This window comes from Agromyces sp. GXQ0307 (assembly GCF_044769845.1).
Lineage (GTDB): Bacteria > Actinomycetota > Actinomycetes > Actinomycetales > Microbacteriaceae > Agromyces.
Genome location: NZ_JBIZVY010000001.1, coordinates 450923 through 471967 on the forward strand (window position 1 = coordinate 450923; position 21045 = coordinate 471967).

The window sequence follows — 21045 nt, forward strand, 5'->3', positions numbered from 1 at the left end:
ATCCCGCACGTCAACTACGGTTGACGACATGGACGACGGCACCCTGAAGACCGCCATCGCCGCCGCCGACGGCGACGACCCGTATCGCGCGCTCCGCGACATCCGCACCGCACGCGTCGCACTCAACCTCGAGCTCGACCGCGCCGAGGCGCTCGCCGTCCGACGCGCCCGAGCCGCCGGGTCGAGTTGGCAGCTCATCGCGCTGGCACTCGAGGTCAGCAAGCAGGCTGTCCACAAGAAGTACGGACGGGCCTGATCTCCCAGCCGGGCGACGTATGCTGCAAGGCGGCCCGCGCATCCCCGACGGGGGATGCCGCCGCGCGCCGCGAAGGACACCTCATGAGCGACACCGAGATCACACCAGGCACCCGAGCCGCCGCGCGCGCCGCCGAGCGCGCGGCCGAACGAGCGGCCCGCACCGGCAGCATTCCACTCGTCGGCCGACGCGACGCCGCCGGCCGTCGGCCCGACCGCGGCACCGACGCGGGTACGACGGCGTCCGCAGCGAACGCCCCCGAACCCACGCGGCCCGTACGCCGCAGCCCGTTCGGCCGCCGCGGCGAGACCCCTCCCGGCCCGCGCGCGACGTTCCGCCAGCTGCTGCCGTTCCTGTTCGAGCACCGGCCCGTGCTGATCCTCGTCGCGGCGCTCTCCATCGTCGGCGCGATCACGAGCCTCGCCCAGCCCCTCCTCGTCGGTCGGGTGATCACCATCGTCGAGGCCGGGGATCCGCTCGACGGCATCGTCTGGCTGCTCGTCGCGCTCGTCGTCGTCAGTGCGATCATCACCGGCTACCAGCACTACCTGCTGCAGCGCACCGGCGAGGGCGTCGTGCTCTCGAGCCGGCGCCGGCTCATCGCGAAGATCCTGCACCTGCCGATCGCCGAGTTCGACACGCGGCGCACGGGCGACCTCGTCTCCCGGGTCGGCAGCGACACGACCATGCTCCGCGCCGTGCTCACGCAGGGCCTCGTCGAGGCGGTCGGCGGCGCGGTCACGTTCATCGGCGCGATCATCGCGATGCTGATCATCGACCCGGTCCTCCTCGGCCTCACGGTGCTCGTCATCGCGGTCGCGATCACGACCGTGACGCTGCTCTCCGCGCGCGTGCGCGAGGCGTCGCACGCGGCCCAGGCGAAGGTGGGCGACGTCGCGGCATCCGTCGAGCGGGCGATCACCTCGGTGCGCACCATCCGCGCCGCGGGCGCGACCGACCGCGAGGTGCGCGACGTCGGAGCGGAGGCCGAGGGCGCATGGGAGATGGGCGTGAAGGTCGCGAAGATCTCGGCGCTGATCGTCCCGATCGCCGGCATCGCGATGCAGGTCTCGTTCCTCGTCGTGCTCGGCGTCGGCGGCTTCCGCGTCGCGTCCGGCGCGATCTCGATCGCCGACCTGGTCACCTTCATCCTGTTCCTCTTCATGATGATCCTGCCGCTCGGCCAGGCGTTCGGCGCGATCACGTCCGTCAACCAGGCGCTCGGCGCCCTCGGCCGCATCCAGGAGATCCTCGACCTGCCCGACGAGGACGCGCACGACCGGCAGCTCGCCGCGCGCGCCGTCATGGTCGGGCCCGCCAACGAGGGCCTGCTTCCGGACGCCGCGGCCGTCGAGTTCGATGACGTCCACTTCGCGTACGCGCTCACGCGTCCGTCCGACCCGGCCGATCCCGGCAACGACTCGCCCGACGAGCACCTGCCCGAGCCCGACGTGACCGACCGTCAGCCGGTGCTGCGCGGGGTCTCCTTCCGCGTGCCACGAGGACAGCGCATCGCCCTCGTCGGCCCGTCCGGGGCCGGCAAGTCGACGATCCTCGCACTCATCGAGCGGTTCTACGACCCGAGCGTCGGCACCGTGCGCCTCGGCGGACTCGACCTCCGGTCGCTCGACCGCACGGAGCTCCGCGCGCAGATCGGCTACGTCGAACAGGACGCACCCGTGCTCGCCGGAACGATCCGCGACAACCTCAAGCTCGGCAGCCCCGATGCGACCGACCTGGAGTGCGAGCACGTGCTCCACGCCGTCAACCTCGGCTCGGTGCTCGAGCGCGACCCCGCCGGCCTCGACGCGCAGGTGGGCGAGAACGGCATCACGCTCTCCGGCGGTGAGCGCCAGCGGCTCGCGATCGCGCGCGCCCTGCTCGCCGCACCGCCGATCCTGCTGCTCGACGAATCGACCTCCTCGCTCGACGGCGTGAACGAGCGGATGATGCGCGAGGCGATCGACGCGGTCGCCGCGGGGCGCACGCTCATCGTGATCGCGCACCGCCTCTCGACGGTCGTCGACTCCGACCGCATCGTGGTGGTCGAGCAGGGCCGCGTCATCGGCGAGGGCACCCACCGGGAACTCGTCGAGACGGTGCCGCTCTATCGTGAGCTCGCCGAGCACCAGCTCCTGGTCTGAGCCGCGGCACCCCCCGCCACGTTTCAGGGTTCTCCCCCACCCCGCCCCGGGGGCAGCGCGGATGCCGCCGGGGCTCGCCCGTCCATAACGTGACCTCCATCGGATTCCCGGCGCGTCCGCGCCATCCACCCCGGAGGACCATCATGACCTTGCTCGACGCCCCCAGGACCGCTGCTCGCGGCGCGACCACCGTGCGCGACCTCGCCGCGGTCCTGTCCGCCCCCGCCTCCACGGACGACGCGCCCGCCTCGCCCGAGCCCTCGTTCGACGCGCTCCGCGCCCGCCTGCAGTCGTGGCTGCGCGAGTGGGACACCCAGCGCCTGCCCGCATTCGAGCAGGCGCGCTCCATCGCCCCCGTCGGCGACCGGCCGACCTCGCTCCGGTCCGCACCCACGCGTACCGACGGTGCCGTGCGACTCACCGCGAGCCTCTACGACCCGCCGAGCCGCGGCGGCGAGCCGCTCGCGTGGACCCGGAACTGGGTCACAGCCGTCGTGCTTCCGACAGCGCCGGCCGACGGCCGCGTGTTCTACCGCTTCCGCGTCGGGAGCCGGCTCGTGCTCGACGGACGCGCCGAGACGGCGCTCGTCTCGACGAGCGTGCACGTCGGGGTCGTTGCGGATGCCGCGTCCGGCAGCCCGTTCGACGTGCCGGGCTTCGCGACCCCGACGGTGCGGCCCCTGGTCGGAGTCGCGGCCCGCGAGGATGTCGACGCGCAGGCCGAGCAGGACATCGAGGGCTCGATCGCGGTCCGCGCGGGCGACTCGCCCGTGATCGGCATCGTCGTCGGTGCGGACATCGTGTTCCGCGACGGCTGGATGCGCGTGCACGAGGGCTCCGGGCTGTGGGTCGGCAGCGCCGACCGCGGGCCGACGGGCTCGGTCGAGGTGCGCTTCGCGCCCGACGCGCTGCTCGACCTCTTCGGCGAGGCCGGCGTCTGAATCCGGCGGCGCCCCGTGCGGCGTACGCTCGCCGCATGGGACGCTTCGCCATCGTGCTGCCGATCGACCCGCTCGCCGCCGGCGACTCGTTCCCCGTCTCGTCGTGGCCGCTGCACGTCACGGTCGTCGAACCGTTCGACACCCGGCACGACGCCGAACGGGTCGGCGACCTCATGGGACCGGTGCTCCACGGCCGACTGGCGATCGACGTCAGCGCGTTCGATCGGGCGATGTTCGGGCGACGCCGCGACGTCCCCGTGACGCTCGTCAGCGACGACGGACCGCTCGGAGCGATGCGCACGCGCCTGCTCGACGCGCTCCGTGAGGGCGACGTGGATGTCGCTCATGCACGACTCGACTTCCGGCCGCACGTGACGGACACGGCGCACGGCACGATGCCGACCGGCCGGACGGTTCGGCTCCGCCAGGTCGCCCTGGTCGACCTCCGTCCGCCCGAGGGGCGCGCGATGCGCACCGTGGCCGCGGTCTGGCCGCTCGACGAGGCCTGACGCGTTCCCCACGACGACCCGAACTCCGGCGAGCGCGGGCGGATCCGTCGCGAGCGCGTTCGCGGAGGCGATCGCTCCCGTCGGGACTACGCGCGCTCGGGGCTCGGCGTCACGCCCGAGGGCGCGGGATCCTCGCCCGCGCCCGTGCGGGACTTCTGCCAGGGCCAGCGGCCCGAGATCTCGACCTCGAGCGACCAGCTGAGAAAGGTCCTGATGACGACGATGAGCGCGAGGACGCCCACCGACTCGAGCGTCGGCTCGACGGCGACCGTTCGGATGATGTCGGCCGCCACGAGCAACTCGAGGCCGATGAGGATGCCGCGGCCGAGCACGCGCCGGAAGCGCGCGTAGACGGGACCCGCGTGCGTCAGACGCCGGATCGCGGCATCCGCCATCGCCACGATCACCCCGACGACGATCGCGATGACGCCGACGATGTCGATGATCTCGCCGACCCGCGTGATGACCGCCCCGAATTCCATTGCCCCTCCGCGGTCACGGTATCCCCGCGGTGCGTCGGGATGTCGGAGGCGTGGCGCGTGGCGCGCACCCGCCGTCCTTCCCCGCCCGTCCGATCACCGCAATGGGGGGTTTCGGCCTCCAGCCGCGAGGACGAGAATGCGGGCATCGCCGACGCCGATGTCGGTCGATTCCTGCTGGAGGGGACCGATGATGAACGCAACCCGAATCCTGGCAGCCGCGGCGCTGACCGTCGCCGCGACGATGATGCCCGTCGCCGCCCAGGCGGACGACTCGACCTACACCGCACAGCTCAGCGCCGCGCAGGAGGTGCCGACGAATGCCTCGCTCGCTCGCGGCGCCGCGGTCTTCAAGCTGTCCGCCGACGGCACCGAGCTCGACTACCGCCTCATCGTCGCGAACCTCGACAACCCGGTCGCCGCGCACATCCACATCGCCCCTGCCGGTACGAACGGGCCGGTCGTCGCGTTCCTGTACGGACCGGTCGCGGCGGCAGGCGGACAGACGAGCGGCGTGATCGCCACCGGAACCATCACCGCGGCGAACCTGACCGGCCCGCTGACCGGCCAACCGCTCAGCGCGCTCGTGGAACTGCTCGACTCCGGAGACGCCTACGTGAACGTCCACACCAACGACGGCGTATCTCCGACGGGCACGGGCCCGGGCGATCTCGCAGGCGGCGAGATCCGCGGCCAGATCCACTGACTCGCGCGCGGAACGGTCCACCGACGAACGCGGCGACGGATGCCGCGGGCGTGACGCGCCTTCCCATGCACGTCGCGCCCGCGGCATCCGTCGCCGTTCGCGCGCCCCCACGCGCGTGTACGCCGGTCGTCGCCCACCCCTGAGCGACGACCGGCGGTCTGCCCGCTACGACGCCTGCTGCTGCAGGTGGTAGCGGAGACTGGAGAGCTCGGCCTTGAGCGCCGCGGGCACCCGGTCGCCGAACTGGTCGAAGTACTCCTCGGTGAGGTCGCACTCCGCGAGCCAGGTCTTCGGGTCGACCTCGAAGAGCTGCTCGAGCGCATCGTCGGAGATCTCGATGCCGTCGAGGTCGAGCGAACCCGCCGCCGGCAGGTTGCCGATCGGCGTCTCGTCGGCCTCCGCGGTGCCCTCGATGCGGCCGACGACCCACTCGATGACACGCGAGTTCTCGCCGAACCCGGGCCAGAGGAACTTCCCGTCGTGGCCCTTGCGGAACCAGTTGACCTGGAAGATCTTCGGCGCGTTCGCGCCGAGCACGCGGCCCATCTTGACCCAGTGGCCCCAGTAGTCGGCCATGTTGTAGCCGCAGAACGGGAGCATCGCGAACGGGTCGCGGCGCAGCTCGCCGACGGTGCCCTCTGCCGCAGCGGTCTGCTCGGACGAGATCGTGGCGCCCATGAACACGCCGTGCTTCCACGAGCGGGCCTCGGCGACGAGCGGGACGTTCGTGGCACGACGTCCGCCGAACAGGATCGCGTCGATCGGCACGCCGTCGTGGGCGTCCCAGTCGTCGGAGATCTGCGGGCACTGCGCCGCCGCGACGGTGAAGCGCGAGTTCGGGTGCGCGGCGGGGCGACCAGAGCCCGGGGTCCAGGGGTTGCCCTGCCAGTCGGTGAGCTCGGCCGGCACGGTGTCGGTCAGGCCCTCCCACCAGACGTCGCCGTCGGGCCGGAGCGCGACGTTCGTGAAGATCGTGTTGCCCCAGAGCGTCTGCACCGCGGTCGGGTTGGTGGTCTCGCCCGTGCCGGGCGCGACACCGAAGAAGCCGGCCTCGGGATTGATCGCATAGAGGCGGCCGTCCTCGCCGGGGCGCATCCAGGCGATGTCGTCGCCGATCGTCTCGACCTTCCAGCCGGGAATCGTCGGCCGGAGCATGGCGAGGTTCGTCTTGCCGCACGCCGACGGGAACGCAGCCGCGATGTGGTACGACTTGCCCTCGGGCGAGGTGACCTTGATCAGCAGCATGTGCTCGGCCAGCCACCCCTCGTCGCGAGCCATGACGCTCGCGATGCGGAGCGCGAACGCCTTCTTCGCGAGCAGCGCGTTGCCGCCGTACCCCGAGCCGTACGACCAGATCTCGCGCGAGTCGGGGAACTGCACGATGTACTTCGTGTCGTTGCAGGGCCACTCGACGTCGTCGCGACGGTGGCCCACGCCGTCGATGAGCGGGTAGCCGAGGGAGTGGATGGTGCGCACCCATGGCTCCCCTGCCTCGATCAGGCGGTACACCTGCTCGCCCATGCGGGTCATGATGCCCATCGAGAGCACGACGTAGGGCGAGTCGGTGATCTCGACGCCGAGCTGGCTGATCTCACCGCCGAGCGGACCCATCGAGAACGGCACGACGTACATCGTCCGGCCCTTCATCGAGCCGGTGAAGACGCCGACGAGCTCCTCGCGCATCGCGTGCGGGTCGCGCCAGTTGTTCGTGGGGCCCGCGTCCTCCTCGTAGGTGGAGCAGATGAAGGTGCGGTCCTCGACGCGCGCGACGTCCGACGGGTCGGTGCGTGCGAGGTAGCTGTTGGGACGCCACTCGGGGTTCAGCTTGATGAGCTTGCCCTCGGAGATGAGCTGTCGCGTGAGCTGGTCGGCCTCCTGCTTGGAGCCGTCGCACCACACGATGTCGTCGGGCTGGGTGATCGCGGCGATCTCGGCGACCCAGGCGCGCAGGGCCGGGTCGGTCGTGCCGCGCGGGCGGTCCTCCGCGTCCGAGGCGGGTCCGGAGGCGCTGACCGAGAAGTCGGAGATGGTCATCGTCGTCCTTTCGAGGAGTCTGGAGAGCCGCCGTGATCGGTGGCGTGTTTCCAGTCTGAGCGAGGATGAGGCATCCATTCGGCCATTTCGAGTGTTAAGAATCGGCGATCTTTCGATAATCTGAAGGGCATGAAGCTCGGCAGCCCCGACCTGGCCACGCTCGGCCACCGCATCCGGCACTACCGCACCGATCTCGGCCTCACCCTCGACCAGCTCGGTGATCGGGTGGGGCTGGCGGGCAGCCAGCTCTCCCTCATCGAGAACGGCAGACGCGAGCCGAAGCTGTCGACCCTCGACGCCCTCGCATCCGCCCTCGAGGTCGACCTCGCCGACCTGCTCTCCCGCGAGGCGCCGAGCCGTCGGGCCGAACTCGAACTCGAGCTCGGGCGGGCGCAGGCGAGCCCCCTCTACGCGGCCCTCGGCCTGCCGCACGTGAAGCCCACCCGCGGCATGACCGACGAGTCGCTCGAGGCGATCGTGGGCCTGCATCACGAGCTGCAGCGGCGCGCGAGCGAGGCGATCGCGACGCCGGAGGAAGCGCGGCGCGCGAACACGGAGCTCCGTGAGCGCATGCGGGCGCGCAGCAACTACCTCCCCGAGATCGAGCAGCTCGCCGAGGAGCAGGTGCGCGCCTCCGGTCACCGGCAGGGTGCGCTCACGCACCGCGAGGTGAGCGTCATGGCCGAGCGCCTCGGCTTCCAACTCATCTACGTCAACGACCTGCCGGACTCGACCCGATCGATCACCGATCTCGCGAACGGTCGCATCTACCTGCCGCCGGCCTCGATCCCTGGCGGTCACGGCCTGCGCTCGATGGCGCTCCAGGCCATGGCGCACCGGCTCCTCGGCCACGAGCCGCCCGCGAGCTACGTCGAGTTCCTCTGGCAGCGGCTCGAGATCAACTACTTCGCGGCCGCGTGCCTGATGCCGCAGGAGGCATCCGTCGCCTTCCTGCAAGAGGCGAAGAAGGACAAGCGCCTCGCGATCGAGGACTTCCGCGACGCGTTCGGCGTCACGCACGAGGCCGCAGCGCTGCGCTTCACGAACCTCGCGACGAGCCAGCTCGACATGACCGTGCACTTCCTGCGCGTGAACGGCGACGGCGCACTGCTGAAGGGCTACGAGAACGACGGCCTGCCGTTGCCGACCGACGTCACGGGCTCGATCGAGGGACAGTGGGTGTGCAAGAAGTGGAGTGCGCGCACCGCCTTCGAGCACACCAACCGCACGACGGAGAACTACCAGTACACCGATACGCCGGTCGGCACGTTCTGGTGCGCGACGCAGACGGGCCGGACGGATGCCTCGGAGTTCTCGATCACGGTCGGCGTGCCGTTCAACCAGGCGAAGTGGTTCCGCGGGCGAGAGACGACGTTGCGCTCCGAGTCGCGCTGCCCGGACGAGTCGTGCTGCCGGCGAGCGCCCGACGGCCTCGCCGAGCGATGGGCCGGGCAGGCGTGGCCGAGCGCCCGCCTGCACGCCCACGTGCTCTCGCCCCTGCCCTCGGGCACGTTCCCGGGCGTCGACGATGCCGAGGTGTACGCGTTCCTCGAGGCCCACGCCGGCGAGTAGCCCGCGCCTGCGTTCGGTGCTTTTCTCAGGAGTTTTTCGGTGTGTCGCCGCAGCGACCGGCGTGTCTTCCTGAGAACGGCCCCGGATCGGGCAAGAGCTCCTGAGAAAAGCGCCGGAGGCGGGCTGTTGCAATAGTGTGCGTCGCACTGTACAGTGCTCCACATGAGCATGGATGACACGACCGCCGGCCACCTGCAGGAACTGCGGCGCGGCACCGTCGTGCTCGGCTGCCTCGTCCGGCTGCGCGAGCCCGACTACGGCTACGCCCTGCTCGAGTCGCTGAACCGCATCGGCATCACCGTCGACGCGAACACCCTCTACCCGTTGCTCCGGAGACTCGAGAAGCAGGGCCTCCTCACGAGCGAATGGAACACCGAGGAGGCCCGACCTCGGAAGTTCTACCGCACCAGCCCGGCGGGCGAGCAGCTCGCGGGCATCCTCACTGCCGACTGGAAGAACATCGACCGGGCACTCGCCCGGCTCACCTCGGGAGACGCATCATGACCAGCCCCGCAACGACACTCACCGACCGCTACGTCTGGGCCGCTGCCCGCACGCTGCCCGAGAACCAACGCGAGGAGTTCGGTCGCGAGCTGCGCGAGCGCATCGGCGACGAGGTCGACGCGCGCCGCGGGTCCGGCGCCGCGAGCGACGACGCCGAGTTCGCGGTGCTCACCGAGCTCGGCGACCCCGCGGCGCTCGCCGCGACGTACCTCGATCGCCCGCTGCACCTGATCGGGCCGCGCTACTACCTCACATGGAAGCGCCTCGTCACGATGCTTCTCGCGATCGTCCTGCCGATCGCCGTCGGCGGGGTCCTGCTCGCCCAGGCGCTCGCGGGCGCGCCGGTCGGCGAGGTCTTCGGGAGCGCGTTCAGCATCGCGTTCTCGCTCGCCGTCCAGCTCGCGTTCTGGCCGACGCTGGTGTTCGCGATCATCGAGCGCAACCCCGGCTCAGGCCCGGTCGACCGCTGGACGCCCGAACACCTCCCGACGATCCCCGACGACGGCAGGGCCGGTCGCCTCGGCGACCTCATCGCCTCGCTCGTCTTCCTCGGGCTGTTCGCCGCGGTGATCATCTGGCAGGGCTACGGCGCACCCGTCATGAATCCGCTGGGCGAGTCGATCCCGTTCCTCGACCCCGACCTGTGGTCCTTCTGGATCCCGTGGTTCCTCGTGCTCATCGGCCTCGAGATGGTCTTCGCGTCGGCGATCTACGCCTGGGGCTGGAACTGGTGGCTCGCCGCGCTGAACCTCCTGCTCAACGTCGCCTTCGCCGTGCCTGCGCTGTGGCTGTTCACGACCGGGCAGCTGGTCAACCCGGAGTTCCTCGACGCCGTGGGCTGGCCGTGGGGTGAGGCGGGCGGCATCGTGACCACGATCATCGTGTTCGCCGTGATCGCCGTCTCGGTCTGGGACGTCGTCGACGGCGTGATCAAGACCGTCCGCCGCCGCGGCGGATCGGCGCTCACGATCGGCCGCATCTAGCAGCGCCCGTGCGCCGGTCGGCCCCACCGCTGGCCGGCGCACACCGCCGGGCCGCGGCGCGGCCGCGGCCCCGCCGCCGTCGCTCCCCGGATCGAGAGGATGCCATCCGCACCGCTGGAACGCATGAACGGTGCAGATGGCATCTTCTCGGCGGCAGTGCCCGACGAGGCGCGCCGAGAGTGGCCGTGAGGGCGACGACGGGGGCGTGAGGGCGACGCGGGGGCGTGAGGGCGACGACGGGGGGGGCGGATGTCGCAGGCTCGCGCCGCGGCATCCGCCCCTCGCTCGACGAACGTAGGCCCGCGCCTACTTCGGCTGCATCCGGATCGCGCCGTCGAGGCGGATCGTCTCGCCGTTCAGCATCGGGTTCGCGACGATCGATCGAACGAGCGCCGCGTACTCGGTCGGGTGCCCGAGGCGCGACGGGTGCGGCACCTGCTGCTCGAGCGAGGTGCGCACGTCGTCGGGCATGCCGGCCATCATGGGCGTCTCGAAGATGCCGGGCGCGATCGTCACGACGCGGATGAGCAGCTTCGACAGGTCGCGCGCGATCGGGAGCGTCATCCCGGCGACGCCGGCCTTCGAGGCCGAGTAGGCGGCCTGCCCGATCTGCCCGTCGAAGGCGGCGACCGAGGCGGTGTTCACGATGACGCCGCGCTCGAGCGTGGCGGGTCCGCCCGCGACGCCCGCCGACACGGGCTCGGTCTCGGCCATCGCGGCGGCGGCGAGGCGGATCACGTTGAACGTACCGATGAGGTTCACCCGGATGGTGCGCTCGAACGCGTCGAGCGGCGCCGGACCATCGCGGCCGACCGTGCGGTTCGCAGTCACGATGCCCGCGCAGTTCACGGCCACGCGCAGGGGCGCGAGAGCGGATGCCGCGGCGACCGCCTCGGCCACCTGCACCTCGTCGGCGACATCGGCGGGCACGAACCGCGCGCGGTCGCCGAGTTCGGCCGCGGCCTCCTCGCCGCGCGGTCCGGGCAGGTCGACGAGGACGACGTGCGCGCCGCCGTCGACGAGGGCCTGCGCGGTCGCGCGGCCGAGGCCGGATGCGCCGCCGGTGACGATCGCGGATGCTCCGCTGAGTTCCATGGTGCTCCTTCGTTCGAGGTGGATGGATGCCGCCGAGTGATGCAGTCCGCGCCGAGTGATGCCGGTGAGTCTGTCTCACTCGGCGCGAGGTGCATCACTCGGCGTCGAGGGTCGCGGCGCGGCGCCTCAGACGCGCTCGACGACGTAGGCGTTGGCCATGCCGCCGCCCTCGCACATCGTCTGCAGTCCGTAGCGGCCGCCCGTCGCCTCGAGGTGGTTCACGAGCGTCGTGAGCAGCCGCGTGCCGCTCGACCCGAGCGCGTGGCCGAGCGCGATTGCCCCTCCGCGCGGGTTGAGCTTGCCCGGCTCCGCCCCGGTCTCGGCGAGCCAGGCCAGCGGCACCGACGCGAACGCCTCGTTCACCTCGTACGCGTCGATGTCGTCGTGCGTGAGGCCGGCGCGTTCGAGGACCTTCGCGGTCGCCGGGATCACGCCGGTGAGCATGTACAGCGGGTCGCTGCCGACGACCGAGAATGCGCGGAAGCGGGCGCGCGGCGTCAGGCCGAGCTTCTCGGCCGCGTCGGCGCTCATGATGAGCGCCGCGGAGGCGCCATCGGTGAGCGGCGACGAGTTGCCCGGGGTGATCCGCCAGTCGAGTTCGGGGAAGCGTTCGGCGAGCGCATCGGTGCGGAACGCCGGGTTCAGTCCTGCGAGCGACTCGGCCGAGGTGCCGGGGCGCACGGTCTCGTCGACGAGGCGGTCGACGCCGGCGACGGGCACGACCTCGGTCGCGAAGGCACCCGACTCCCTCGCCGTGGCCGCGAGCTCGTGCGATCGAGCGGCGAACGCGTCGAGGTCGTCGCGCGAGAACCCCCACTTCGCCGCGATGAGCTCGGCCGAGACGCCCTGCCCGACGAGTCCGTCCGGATACCTGGCCTTCAGGCGCGAGCCGTACGGGTCGGCGCCAGCGGCGCTCGACCCGAGCGGCACGCGGCTCATCGACTCGACGCCGCACGCGATGACGATGTCGGCCTGCCCGGCGAGGATCGCCTGCGCGGCGAACGTCGCCGCCTGCTGGCTCGACCCGCACTGCCGGTCGATCGTCGTGCCCGGCACGTGCTCCGGGAAGCCGGCCGCGAGCACCGCGTTGCGCGTGATGTTGTACGACTGCTCGCCGATCTGGCTGACGCACCCGCCGATCACGTCGTCGACGGTGCCCGGGTCGAGGTCGTTGCGGTCGACGATCGCGGTGAGCACGCCCGCGAGGAGGTCGACGGGATGGACCCCGCTCAACATGCCTCCGGGCTTGCCGCGCCCGACGGGCGTACGGACGACGTCGACGATGACGGCTTCGCTGCTCATGCTCACAGCCTACGGCCGGGCGCGAGCGGCTCGGCCCGGCCGGACGCGAGGCGGGGCGCCGCCGTGCGGCGCCCGCCCCGCGGCATCCGCTCAGCCGACCTCGGCCACCTCGGGCACCGCCGCCGCGGCGACCTGCTCGATGCGGACGGGCTCGCGCTCGGGGAGCACGACGGGGTGCGTGCCCGCCATCGCCTCGATGACGCGGACGACCTGGCAGGAGTAGCCGTACTCGTTGTCGTACCAGACGTAGAGCACGACGTCGGTGCCGTCGGCGATGGTCGCGAGGCCGTCGACGATGCCGGCACGGTGGCTGCCGACGAAGTCGGTCGAGACGACCTCGGCCGACTCGATGTAGTCGACCTGCTGGCGCAGCGGCGAGGTGAGCGAGACCTTGCGGAGGTACGCGTTCAGCGTCGCCTTGTCGGTCGGGCGCTCGAGCTGCAGGTTCAGGATGGCGAGGCTCACGTCGGGCGTGGGCACGCGGATCGCGGAGCCGGTGAGCTTGCCCTCGAGCGCAGGCAGCGCCTTCGAGACCGCCTTCGCGGCGCCGGTCTCGGCGATGACCATGTTGAGCACCGCAGAGCGGCCGCGGCGGTCGCCCTTGTGGAAGTTGTCGATGAGGTTCTGGTCGTTCGTGAACGAGTGCACGGTCTCGACGTGGCCGCGCACGATGCCGTAGGCGTCCTCGATCGCGGCGAGCACCGGGGTGATCGCGTTCGTGGTGCACGAGGCGGCCGAGAGGATGCGGTCGCCCGGCTCGATGTCGCCGTGGTTGATGCCGTGCACGATGTTCTTGATCGCGCCCTTGCCGGGCGCGGTGAGGAGCACGCGCGCGACGCCGGTCGACTCGAGGTGACGACTGAGGCCCGCCTCGTCACGCCAGCGGCCCGTGTTGTCGACGACGATCGCGTCGGAGATGCCGTACGCGGTGTAGTCGATGGTGCCGGGGTCGTCGGAGTAGATGACCTGGATGAGCGTGCCGTTCGCGAGGATCGTGTTCGCCTCCTCGTCGACCGTGATCGTGCCCTGGAACGGACCGTGCACGGAGTCGCGGCGGAGCAGGCTCGCGCGCTTCTGCAGGTCGTTCTCGGCGCCCTTGCGCACGACGATCGCGCGGAGGCGCAGGCCCTGGCCGCCGCCCGCGTGCGCGATGAGGATGCGGGCGAGCAGGCGCCCGATGCGGCCGAAGCCGTAGAGCACGACGTCGGTGCCGGATGCCGCGGGGTCGGCGTCGGTGGCCGCGCCGGCCGACGCGTCGACGAGCACGGGTGCGAGCTCGGACCGGAGGAAGTCGACGAGGTCGGTTCCGGCCGGGGCCGCGTGGAACCGCGAGACGAGGCGCGCGACGTCGATCGACGCGGGGCCGGGGGCGATCTCGGTGAGCGCCTCGAGCACGCGCATGGTGTCGGCGAGGTCGAGCTCGACGTCGCCGGCCTGGCGGGCGAAGCGGTGCGCCTTCAGCAGCTCGACCGCGGAACGGTTGATGAGCCGCCGGCCGTGGATCGAGGTGACGACCCCGTGCCGACGGTACAACCCGCCGATGAGCGGGATCATGCGCTCGGCGAGCTCCTCTCGGGCGATCCAATCCTCACGGCGGGCGTCGAACTCGTGGCTCACGACTCTTCCTTCCAGCCGCGGGGTGGACCTCGTCGGCCTGTTCGGGTCGCGCCGGGGGTGGGCAGCGTCGACCACGGGTTTGTCCAAGGGGATGCTCAGATGATAGCGGCCGCCGGGCTGCGTGACGGCTGTACACGACGTCGTGTGACCGGGGCGACGGATGCCGTGGCGGCGAGCCGCAGCATCCGTTGGGGCCTTGCTTTTCTCAGGAACGCACGCGTCGATCCTCACCTTTCTCAGGAAGACATGCCGCGAAACTCCGCGACACGCCGAAAAACTCCTGAGAAAGGCAACCAGCCGGGTCAGGCGACGGTGTCGTCGACGAGGGCGATGTCGTAGTGGGCGACGCGCTGCGGGACGCCGTCGAAGGCGGCGGCGCGCGCGTCGGAGGCGAGGTACTCGGCCTCGCGCGCGAGGAAGGCGTCGGCGTCGCCGGGCGCGCTCACGGCCCAGACGAACTGGTTCGCCTCGCGGATGCCGTAGGCGAACTCGATCGTGAAGCCGGCCTCGGAGCGTACGCGCGGCATCCACTCGTTCCACCACGCCACGAAGGCGTCGTACTCCCCGTCGACGAGCGTGTACCGGCGCAGCTGGATGGTCTTCACCCGAGCCATCCTGCCGCACCGCTACCGACCATGACGTCGCACGGCGCCGCCCCGCGCGGCCGCTGGCTATACTCGCTCTCGTCCAGGCGCCCGCCGCAGCCCAGTGCGAACGGCCGGCGCCGGCGCTCGAAAAAAGGGCGCGAAGCGTCAGGCCGCACCGGCCGGCCCCGCGAGACACATACGGAACCGCCATCCGTCACCGTCTCGAGAGGCTTCGCCATGCCCACCGTCTCCGCGCACGTCGCCCGCACCCTCGCCGCCCACGTCGACCACGTGTTCGGCGTCATGGGCAACGGCAACGCCTGGTTCCTCGACGCCCTCGAACGCGAGACCGGCGCGACCTTCACGGCGGTCCGCCACGAGGTCGGCGGGGTCGTCGCCGCCGACGCCCACTTCCGCGCGTCGAACCGCATCGCCGCGGCGACCGCGACGTACGGCGCGGGCTTCACGAACACGCTGACGGCGCTCGCTGAGGCCGTGCAGGCACAGGTGCCGCTCGTGCTTGTGGTCGGCGACGAGCCGACCTCCGGCCGCCGGCCGTGGGGCGTCGACCAGATCGCGCTCGCGTCGGGCGTCGGCGCGCGCACGTACACCGTGGGGCGAACGGATGCCGCAGCCACGACGGTCATCGCCATCGAGCACGCCCTGGCCTACCGCGTGCCGACCGTGCTCGCGATCCCCTACGACGTCGCCGCGCTCGAGGCCGGGCCCGTGCCCGAGACGCCCGCACCGAGCCTGCCCGCTCCCCTCGCCCCGCGCGGCGAGTTCGCCGCGGGCACGATCGCCGCACTCGCGCGCACGCTCGCCGAGGCGAGCCGTCCGGTGCTCATCGCCGGGCGCGGCGCGTGGCTCGCGCGTGCGGGCGAGGTGCTCGGCGAGCTCGCCGACGCGACCGGGGCGGTGACCGCGACGACGGCGCTCGGGCGGGGGCTCTTCCCCGACGACCGGTACGACCTCGGCGTGACCGGCGGCTTCGGCGCCGAGGGCGCGATGGAGCTCATCCGCGAGGCCGACGTCGCCGTCGTGTTCGGCGCGTCGCTCAACCAGTTCACGATGCGCTTCGGCGACCTGTTCGCGCCGGGCACCCGGGTCGCCCAGGTCGACGTCGCGCCCGCCGCGACGCACCCGCACGTCGGCACGTACGTCCGCGGCGACGCCGCACTCGTCGCCCGGCAGCTCGTCGACGAACTCGGCGCGCTCGGCGCCGAGCCGTCGGGCTGGCGCGAGTCGGTCGACGTCGCCGCGTTGGGCGCGCGCGACCCCGGTGTCGGCGTCGTCGCCGAGGACGGCCGGCTCGACCCGCGCTCGGTGGCCGCCCGAATCGCCGACCTGCTGCCCGAGGACCGCGTCGTCGTCTCGGACGGCGGCCACTTCATCGGCTGGGCGAACATGTACTGGCCCGTGGCATCCCCCGACCGCATGATGATGGTCGGCACCGCGTTCCAGTCGATCGGACTCGGGTTCCCGAGCGTGCCCGGTGCCGCCGCGGCGAAGCCCGACGCGACGATCGTCCTGACGACGGGCGACGGCGGCGGCCTCATGGCGATCGCCGACCTCGAGTCCGCCGTGCGCACGGCCGGCGGCCGCGGTATCGCCGTCGTCTGGAACGACACCGCCTACGGCGCCGAGGTGCACCTGTACGGCCGCAAGGGCCTCGCCGAGCCGCCGATGCGCATCCCCGAGGTCGACTTCGCGGGCCTCGCGACGGCGGTCGGCGCCGAGGGCGTCGTCGTCCGCGAGCTCGCGGACCTCGACCGGCTCGCCGGGTGGGCGGACGAGCCCGTCGGCGAACGCCGGTTCCTGCTCCTCGACTGCCGCGTCTCCGACCGCGTCGTCGCGCCCTACCAGGAGGAGATCGTGCGGGTGAACTCCGCACCGCAGGCTTGAGCGGCTGCCGTTTCGGCGCTCGCTTCCCCGTGGTGACGCAGGAGGCGGCGTCCGTGCAGCCGCGCGTCGACGCCCGTTGGCCTCTTGTCATCCGAGGATGCGGCCGGGGACGGCCGGGATACCGCCCTTCGCTTCGCTGAGGGATCGGGGATTGGCAGTGGGGAGAAAGGTGGCCCGATTCTCCTTTTCTCCCTGACGGCGCTGATGGAGGCCGGGCCGCGGAGATCAGCATCGTATATGATCTGAGATATCCCGCTGCCACGCCGACGGATACGATCGGCGTGACGCTCACGACGAAGTGGAGATCACGTGCCAGACCCGTCACGCATCCGCGAGATCGCCGACGAACTCTTCGCAGCAGACCGCGACCGCACGACCGTCCCCCTCCTCACCGCGCGCAACCCCGGCATGACCGTGGAGGACGCGTACGCGGTGCAGCGCGAGTGGGCCGAGCGCCGCCGGTCGGCGGGCGCCAGGCTCGTCGGCCGCAAGATCGGGCTCACCTCGAAGGTGATGCAGGTCGCGACGGGCATCACCGAACCCGACTACGGAGTGATCTTCGACGACATGGTCTTCGAGTCCGGCTCGGTGATCGAGTTCGACCGGTTCTCGAACGTACGCATCGAGGTCGAGCTCGCGTTCGTGCTGGGCACGGAGCTCGAGGGGCCGGACTGCACGATCTTCGACGTGCTCCGGGCGACCGAGTACGTCGTCCCCGCGCTCGAGGTGCTGAACTCGCACATCGAGCTCGAGGGTCGCACCATCGTCGACACCATCAGCGACAACGCCGCGATGGGCGCGATGGTGATCGGTGGTCGCCCGGTCAAGGTCGACGACGTCGACCTCCGCTGGGTCGGCGCGCTGCTCTCGCGGAACGAGACCATCGAGGAGTCGGGCGTCGCGGGCGCGGTGCTCGGCCACCCCGCCATGGGCGTCGCGTGGCTCGCGAACAAGCTGGCCCAGCACGGGCAGTCGCTCGGCGCGGGCGAGATCATCCTCGCCGGCAGCTTCACCCGGCCCATGTGGGTCGAACGCGGCGACACCGTGCACGCCGACTACCACGACCTCGGGAGCATCACGTGCCGATTCGCCTGACCCTGCCGCCCACCTTCGCCGCCCGCGTGGACGAGTCCGACCGGCCGCAGGTCGGCATGTGGGTGTGCTCCGGGAGTCCGCTCGTCGCCGAGATCGCGGCGGGCAGCGGACTCGACTGGGTGCTCATCGACGGCGAGCACTCCCCCAACGGGCTCGAGTCGATCCTCGCGCAGCTCCAGGCGGTCGCCGCCTACCCGGTTGCACCGGTCGTGCGCGTGCCGTTCGGCGACACGGTCGTCATCAAGCAGTTCCTCGACCTCGGCGTCCAGAACCTGCTCGTGCCGATGGTCGACTCCGCCGAGCAGGCCGCCGAGATCGTGCGGGCCGTGCGCTACCCGACCGGTGGCGTCCGCGGCGTCGGCTCGTCGCTCGCCCGCGCGTCGCGCTGGAATCGCGTCGAGGACTACCTGGCGGATGCCGCGTCGACCATCAGCCTCCTCGTGCAGATCGAGTCGGCGGCCGCGGTCGCCTCGGTCGACGCCATCGCCGCGACGCCCGGCGTCGACGGCCTCTTCGTCGGCCCCGCCGATCTCGCCGCATCGATGGGGCACCTCGGGCAGCAGTCGCACCCCGAGGTCGTCGACGCGGTCCTCGCCTCGATCCGCGCTGGCATCGCCGCGGGCGTGCCCGTCGGCGTGAACGCCTTCGTGCCCGCCGACGCCGAGCGCTACCTCGATGCGGGCGCGTCGTTCGTCGCGGTGGGGGCGGATGTCGCGCTGCTCGCGCGGGCGTCGGAGGCCCTCGCCGATCGCTTCATCGGCGACGCAGGGGCAGCGGATGTCTCGGGGCCGGCCGCGGCCGAGACCGCGCGCGCACAGGACGGCTCGACCGGCACGGGCTTCGGAACCGGCGAGCGTCCGAGCTACTGAGCGCCCGCGACATCCGGGTCTTGGCAGCTCGACACAGAACGTATATGATTTCGGATATTCAGAAGACGAGGGAGTCCATGACCGCCATCGCGAAGCCCGGCAAGATCATCGCCGTGCACCTCAACTACCCGTCGCGCGCCGCGCAGCGGGGCCGCACGCCCGCGCAGCCGAGTTACTTCCTGAAGCCGCAGAGCTCGATCGGCGCGACCGGCGGCACGGTCGAGCGCCCCGCCGGCGCCGAACTCCTCGCCTTCGAGGGCGAGATCGCCCTGATCATCGGCGAGGCCGCCCGCCACGTCTCCCCCGCCGACGGCTGGTCGCACGTCGCCGCCGTCACCGCCGCGAACGACTTCGGCCTCTACGACCTCCGCGCGGCCGACAAGGGCTCGAACGTCCGCTCGAAGGGCGGAGACGGGTTCACGCCGCTCGGGCCCGACGCGATCCCCGTCGACGGCATCGGCCAGGGCGACTGGCGCGTGCGCACGTGGGTCAACGGCGCGCTCGTGCAGGAGGACACCTCCGACACGCTGCTCTTCGACTTCGGCCGGCTCATCGCCGACCTGTCGCAGCACTTCACGCTCGAGACCGGCGACGTGATCCTCACCGGCACGCCGGCCGGGTCCTCGGTCGTCGTCCCGGGCGACGTCGTCGAGGTCGAGGTCGACGCGCCGGGTGCGCCGGGCGCGCCCTCCACCGGTCGACTGGTCACCACCGTGACGCAGGGCGAGGTCGCATTCGGCGACTTCGGCTCGGAGCCCGCTGTCGACGACCTCCAGCGCGTCGAGGCGTGGGGATCCGAGGCGGAGCATGCGGCGGCGGTCGCCGCCGGCCGCGCGACCCCGCTCACCTCCGGTGGTCGAGGAGCGAGCGAAGCGAGCGTATCGAGACCAGGCGACGGCGAGTCTCGATACGGCGAGGGCGCGCCGACTCGACCGACGGACGGTGAGTTCGAGCTCACCGACGAGCTGCGCGGGCAGCTCTCCTCCGTCGCCGTGGCGACGCTCTCGGTCGCGCTCCGCAAGCGCGGGTACCACGACATCTTCATCGAGGGCGTGTCCGCGAACCACCCGGGCGACCGCATCGTCGGCCGGGCGCGCACGCTGCGCTTCATCCCCGCGCGACCCGACCTGTTCGCCTCGCACGGCGGCGGCTACAACGCCCAGAAGCGCGCGTTCGACTCGGTCGGCGCGGGCGAGGTGCTCGTGGTCGACGCCCGCGGCGAGCGCGGCACCGGAACGGTCGGCGACGTGCTCGCGCTCCGGGCGAAGGTGCGCGGCGCGGCCGGCATCGTCACCGACGGCGGCGTGCGCGACTTCGACGCGGTCGCCGAGATCGGCATCCCCGTCTTCTCGCAGGGGCCGCACCCGAGCGTACTCGGCCGCCGTCACGTGCCGTGGGAGACCGACGTGACCATCGCGTGCGGCGGCGCCGCCGTGCAGCCGGGCGACGTCATCGTGGGCGACGGCGACGGTGTGATCGTCATCCCGCCGCACCTCGTCGCCGAGGTCGCGGCCGAGGCCGTCGAGCAGGACGCGGCCGACGCCTGGGTCGCCGAGCGCGTCGCCGAGGGCGAGGCCGTCGACGGGCTCTTCCCGATGAACCGCGAGTGGCGCGAGCGGTACGAGCGCGAGCGGGATGCCGCGGCATCCGTCGCCCCGACCGTCGCCGACTCGGCGGCGACGACCACCGACCCCGAGGCGACGGCCGAGGCGCCGCGATGAACGTCGAGAGCAAGTCGCAGCAGGCGTACCGGTACATCCGGGAGCGCATCGACGACGGCCGCTACGTGCCGGGCTACCGGCTCGTGCTCGCGCAGATCGCCGGGGAGCTCGACGTCTCCGTGGTGCCCGTGCGCGAGGCCATCCGCCGCCTCGAGGCCGAGGGGTTCGTGACCTTCCAGAAGAACGTGGGCGCCCAGGTCGCGCTCATCAAGGAGACCGAGTACCTGCACACCATGCAGACGCTCGCGCTCGTCGAGGGCTTCGCGACCTCGCTCACGGCGCCCTACCTCAGCTCCGAGCAGCTCGCGCGGGCGCGGGCGATCAACGCGGAGATGCGGCGCACACTCGAGGACTTCGAGCCGCACCGCTTCACCGAGCTCAACCTCGAGTTCCACGCCGTGCTCTTCGAGGGCTGCCCGAACCCGCACGTGCTCGACCTCGTGCACCGCGGCTGGAACCGGATGCGCGTGCTCCGCGACTCGTCGTTCAGCTTCGTGCCCGGGCGCGCACGCGCCTCCGTCGAGGAGCACGAGCGCATCGTCGAGCTCATCGAGCGGGGCGCCGACGCGCTCGAGATCGAGCTCGCCGCGCGTGAGCACCGAACCGCGACGCTCGACGCCGTGCTCGCCTACCAGGCGGCGCACAAGCCGGCCGGTGCGTCCGAGGCGGCCCCGGTCGCCACGACCACCTGACCGCCGACCCGCACACATCCCGACCACCCCGGAC

Annotated in this window: 19 protein-coding genes; 13 read left to right on the forward strand and 6 right to left on the reverse strand. The window is 71.9% G+C overall.

All coding sequences use genetic code 11. The features are described from left to right. Window positions 1–28 precede the first annotated feature (28 nt). The 4 genes from ACIQH8_RS02085 to ACIQH8_RS02100 all read left to right on the forward strand — a co-directional run bounded on the left by ACIQH8_RS02085 (window position 29) and on the right by ACIQH8_RS02100 (window position 3850). Window positions 29–256, forward strand: a complete 228-nt coding sequence (locus tag ACIQH8_RS02085; protein WP_400994174.1) for a hypothetical protein — start codon at window positions 29–31, stop codon at window positions 254–256. 83 nt (window positions 257–339) lie between these two features. Continuing rightward, complete coding sequence (locus ACIQH8_RS02090; RefSeq protein WP_400994176.1) at window positions 340–2400, forward strand: ABC transporter ATP-binding protein; 2061 nt, start codon at window positions 340–342, stop codon at window positions 2398–2400. 143 nt (window positions 2401–2543) lie between these two features. Then, window positions 2544–3341 carry a hypothetical protein gene (locus ACIQH8_RS02095; protein WP_400994178.1) on the forward strand — a complete coding sequence of 266 codons (798 nt, stop codon included), beginning with the start codon at window positions 2544–2546 and terminating at the stop codon, window positions 3339–3341. 35 nt (window positions 3342–3376) lie between these two features. After that, the gene (locus tag ACIQH8_RS02100) at window positions 3377–3850 is read left to right on the forward strand and encodes a 2'-5' RNA ligase family protein (RefSeq protein ID WP_400994180.1); all 474 of its coding nucleotides are present in this window, start codon (window positions 3377–3379) and stop codon (window positions 3848–3850) included. Window positions 3851–3936: 86 nt separating this feature from the next. Here the strand turns inward: ACIQH8_RS02100 and ACIQH8_RS02105 are convergent, their stop codons facing one another. Continuing rightward, a complete protein-coding gene (locus ACIQH8_RS02105; RefSeq protein WP_400994182.1) occupies window positions 3937–4332 on the reverse strand; it encodes a DUF1622 domain-containing protein in 396 nt (131 codons plus the stop codon). Between the two features lie 190 nt (window positions 4333–4522). Between ACIQH8_RS02105 and ACIQH8_RS02110 the strand changes: the two genes are divergently transcribed. Continuing rightward, window positions 4523–5035: a CHRD domain-containing protein gene (locus tag ACIQH8_RS02110; protein ID WP_400994185.1), complete on the forward strand. Its 513-nt coding sequence runs from the start codon at window positions 4523–4525 to the stop codon at window positions 5033–5035. Between the two features lie 165 nt (window positions 5036–5200). On the opposite strand, the gene ACIQH8_RS02115 is transcribed toward ACIQH8_RS02110, so the two are convergent. Continuing rightward, a complete protein-coding gene (locus tag ACIQH8_RS02115; protein WP_400994188.1) occupies window positions 5201–7069 on the reverse strand; it encodes a phosphoenolpyruvate carboxykinase (GTP) in 1869 nt (622 codons plus the stop codon). Window positions 7070–7198: 129 nt separating this feature from the next. Here ACIQH8_RS02115 and ACIQH8_RS02120 point away from each other — a divergent pair, with 129 nt between their 5' ends. From ACIQH8_RS02120 to ACIQH8_RS02130, 3 genes are all read left to right on the forward strand, one after another. Beyond that, on the forward strand, window positions 7199–8641 hold the full coding sequence (locus tag ACIQH8_RS02120) for a helix-turn-helix domain-containing protein (protein ID WP_400994190.1): 1443 nt from the start codon (window positions 7199–7201) through the stop codon (window positions 8639–8641). Between the two features lie 168 nt (window positions 8642–8809). Then, window positions 8810–9145 carry a PadR family transcriptional regulator gene (locus tag ACIQH8_RS02125; RefSeq protein ID WP_400995678.1) on the forward strand — a complete coding sequence of 112 codons (336 nt, stop codon included), beginning with the start codon at window positions 8810–8812 and terminating at the stop codon, window positions 9143–9145. Next, on the forward strand, window positions 9142–10128 hold the full coding sequence (locus ACIQH8_RS02130) for a hypothetical protein (protein WP_400994193.1): 987 nt from the start codon (window positions 9142–9144) through the stop codon (window positions 10126–10128). Before ACIQH8_RS02125 ends, ACIQH8_RS02130 begins: the two co-directional genes overlap by 4 nt. Before the next feature lie 306 nt (window positions 10129–10434). Here the strand turns inward: ACIQH8_RS02130 and ACIQH8_RS02135 are convergent, their stop codons facing one another. From ACIQH8_RS02135 to ACIQH8_RS02150, 4 genes are all read right to left on the reverse strand, one after another. Next, complete coding sequence (locus ACIQH8_RS02135; protein ID WP_400994195.1) at window positions 10435–11223, reverse strand: 3-hydroxyacyl-CoA dehydrogenase; 789 nt, start codon at window positions 11221–11223, stop codon at window positions 10435–10437. A gap of 126 nt (window positions 11224–11349) precedes the next feature. Further along, window positions 11350–12525, reverse strand: coding sequence for a thiolase family protein (locus ACIQH8_RS02140; protein WP_400994197.1), 1176 nt, complete (start codon window positions 12523–12525; stop codon window positions 11350–11352). Window positions 12526–12615: 90 nt separating this feature from the next. Beyond that, window positions 12616–14142, reverse strand: coding sequence for a glyceraldehyde-3-phosphate dehydrogenase (locus tag ACIQH8_RS02145; RefSeq protein ID WP_400994199.1), 1527 nt, complete (start codon window positions 14140–14142; stop codon window positions 12616–12618). Window positions 14143–14444: 302 nt separating this feature from the next. Further along, window positions 14445–14747, reverse strand: coding sequence for a hypothetical protein (locus ACIQH8_RS02150; protein WP_400994202.1), 303 nt, complete (start codon window positions 14745–14747; stop codon window positions 14445–14447). 219 nt (window positions 14748–14966) lie between these two features. Here ACIQH8_RS02150 and ACIQH8_RS02155 point away from each other — a divergent pair, with 219 nt between their 5' ends. The 5 genes from ACIQH8_RS02155 to ACIQH8_RS02175 all read left to right on the forward strand — a co-directional run bounded on the left by ACIQH8_RS02155 (window position 14967) and on the right by ACIQH8_RS02175 (window position 21011). Continuing rightward, entirely contained in the window at window positions 14967–16634 is a 1668-nt protein-coding gene (locus tag ACIQH8_RS02155; protein WP_400994204.1) for a thiamine pyrophosphate-binding protein, read from the forward strand. 309 nt (window positions 16635–16943) lie between these two features. Continuing rightward, window positions 16944–17729 (forward strand): 2-oxo-hept-4-ene-1,7-dioate hydratase, encoded by a 786-nt coding sequence (gene hpaH / locus ACIQH8_RS02160; RefSeq protein WP_400994207.1) that lies wholly within the window; start codon window positions 16944–16946, stop codon window positions 17727–17729. After that, a complete protein-coding gene (locus ACIQH8_RS02165) occupies window positions 17714–18598 on the forward strand; it encodes an aldolase/citrate lyase family protein (RefSeq protein WP_400994209.1) in 885 nt (294 codons plus the stop codon). The genes hpaH and ACIQH8_RS02165 overlap by 16 nt, the downstream gene beginning before the upstream one ends. Before the next feature lie 77 nt (window positions 18599–18675). Then, window positions 18676–20319, forward strand: a complete 1644-nt coding sequence (locus ACIQH8_RS02170) for a fumarylacetoacetate hydrolase family protein (RefSeq protein WP_400994211.1) — start codon at window positions 18676–18678, stop codon at window positions 20317–20319. Continuing rightward, window positions 20316–21011: a GntR family transcriptional regulator gene (locus ACIQH8_RS02175; protein ID WP_400994213.1), complete on the forward strand. Its 696-nt coding sequence runs from the start codon at window positions 20316–20318 to the stop codon at window positions 21009–21011. Before ACIQH8_RS02170 ends, ACIQH8_RS02175 begins: the two co-directional genes overlap by 4 nt. Window positions 21012–21045: the final 34 nt, after the last annotated feature.